The organism is Komagataeibacter oboediens (assembly GCF_003207815.1).
GTDB lineage: Bacteria > Pseudomonadota > Alphaproteobacteria > Acetobacterales > Acetobacteraceae > Komagataeibacter > Komagataeibacter oboediens.
In genome coordinates, this window is the sequence record NZ_NKTX01000155.1 from 1 (window position 1) to 2208 (window position 2208).

2 protein-coding genes and 1 pseudogene are annotated in these 2208 nt (G+C 55.7%); 1 reads left to right on the forward strand and 2 read right to left on the reverse strand.

Annotation, left to right across the window (positions count from 1 at the left end):
• Positions 1-381, forward strand: a 381-nt coding sequence (locus CFR80_RS17790; protein ID WP_181418227.1) for an ATP-binding protein, incomplete at its 5' end; no start/stop codon positions are given.
• A 107-nt stretch (positions 382-488) separates the two neighbouring features.
• Here the strand turns inward: CFR80_RS17790 and CFR80_RS17795 are convergent.
• Both CFR80_RS17795 and CFR80_RS17800 read right to left on the reverse strand, forming a co-directional pair.
• A complete protein-coding gene (locus CFR80_RS17795; RefSeq protein ID WP_258367946.1) occupies positions 489-866 on the reverse strand; it encodes a transposase in 378 nt (125 codons plus the stop codon).
• A 57-nt stretch (positions 867-923) separates the two neighbouring features.
• Positions 924-1847, reverse strand: a pseudogene (locus CFR80_RS17800) (PAS domain S-box protein); the annotation flags it as partial.
• Between the last annotated feature and the right edge of the window lie 361 nt (positions 1848-2208).

Sequence of the window (2208 nt, forward strand, 5' to 3'; positions counted from 1 at the left end):
GCCATTGGCCGGAGCTGCATCCGCACAGGTCGGCGTGGCCGGTTCTTCAACGTGGTGGACCTGGTCAACCGGCTTGAGGCTGACAGTCGGGCGGCAAGGGCGGGTCGGCTGGCCGAACAACTCGGCCGACTGGACTTTGTCATCCTCGACGAACTGGGATACCTGCCCTTTGCCCAGTCTGGCGGACAGTTGCTGTTCCATATGATCAGCCGCCTTTATGAACAGACCTCGGTCATTGTCACCACGAACCTGTCCTTCGGTGAATGGGCCAGTGTATTCGCCGACGCCAAGATGACCACGGCACTGCTCGACCGTCTGACCCATCACTGCGACATCATCGAGACAGGGAACGAAAGCTGGCGGTTCAGGAACCGTAACTGAACCTCTCTCCAGATCCATACCTGCCCCGGCCTGTCTCCTTACGCCTACGGCTTCAGGAGACAGGCCGGGCCTTCAACAGGGGGTTAATATTGCATGCCGATCAGGGGTTATTTTTGAGTGCCGATTGACACCAATGGCTGCGGCTCGGGGGCCGGGGCCACCATGACAGGTATGAACGATGTCCCGCCTTTGGCCTGCGCTTTGGCCCGAGCCTCTCGCCGCCAGCGAAACACCAGACTTGGATGGATCCCATACTGTGCAGCCACCTCCCTTATTGGGCGTCGGCTCTCGTAGGACGCGATGACCACTCGCGCGCGAAATTCAGGGGCGTGCCAGCGGCGGCGATCCGAAACGATCTCGATCCGCGAGGCGTCCGCCAGCCTGTCCCGCTCGCCTGTCTCTCTACCGCTCCTTTGGAGCCTCTCTGCGGTACTACCTGCGACACTCGCAGGTAGTACCGCGTCCCTATCTCTTAAATCGCTCATGCTTCATAGCTGAACAAGACCAGAAGTATTCAGCAAGGCGTCAGTCGCCGGGAGCTTACGGCTGATCATGGATTTCAGGATTTTATGCAGCGAAGAGCGGTTCAGGAAGCCTGTCAGGGGATCATAATTGGCAAGCTGCGAGATGTGCTGCCGCGCCTCGTACTGCTCGATGACCACCCCGCAGAAGGGCACGGCCCCTGACACGATCTTTTTGGGCCAGTCCGCCCCTTTGTGCTGGTTGCGGGAATATAATGCCAGGATGCCGGCGATCTTCCCGTTCGGGGCCTTGATGGCCGAAGCCCAGCAATCGTGCAACCCAAGGGAAATACCCATCGAGCGATAGCTTTCCCATACGATAGAACTGGCTTCGTCCAGATCATTGGCCAGGGCAGCGACATCAGCGTCGCTCAGGGTCATGTGCTCGAGCGCCGCCCCGAAACGGCGCGGCAGGCCGGAGCCTGAGAGTATCTGCAGGCGATGGTCCTCTGTCACCAGCATGAGCACCGCCACGGAATTGGGAACGAAATCCTCAATGCCCTGACAGACCAGATCCGCTACATCTTGGATCATCATATCGCCGGATAGAGAGCGGAAAACCGTATTCTGGAGGTCCAGTAACTTCTTGCGATGACTTTCTTCGGTCACGCCCTTCATGAACGCCATATAATAACGTTTGTTTTCCGGCCCGATCAGAGCAGTCGATATGGACATTTCGGCCGAGACATAGTCGCCGCCCTTGCTTTCGAACGTGATCTCTCGGGATGTACCGACAATCCGGTTGACACCAGTGGTCCGATTATGGGCGATGAAAGCGTCATGATCCTGCCGGATATCCATGGGGACAAGGCATTTGACATTTCGGCCCATGACCTCTGCGCCAGTATATCCCCACAGCTTTTCCGCGGCGGGATTAAAGAACACGATGCAGTTCCTGTCATCAATAATGACAACGCCATCGCGCGCCTGCGTGAGCATATCCATGCAAATTTCAGCACTGACATTCTCGTCAGTCACGGGAAGAACTTCGTCACCCACGATAGCACCTTTTATTTATTATAGTTCCGGAAAACAACTAGTTTTATTATAAAATTATATTATTTATATTGATACAAACGTCGCCGGATTTATTGGACTCATAATAACGAATGAGCAATTCATCGCTATTCTCATTGGTGGAGACCCGTATGTTGGCCTCGGACGAAAGACCACATACGTTCCCGCCAATCCTGACAACAGACCAGACTGAGGTGGTCCCGTCCGTTCGGACAGCTTTGTGGGCTTGATAAGCTATACCCGGTTGTTGTTATGCCGCCCTTCTGACGGCGTTGCTGTTGGCTATCTG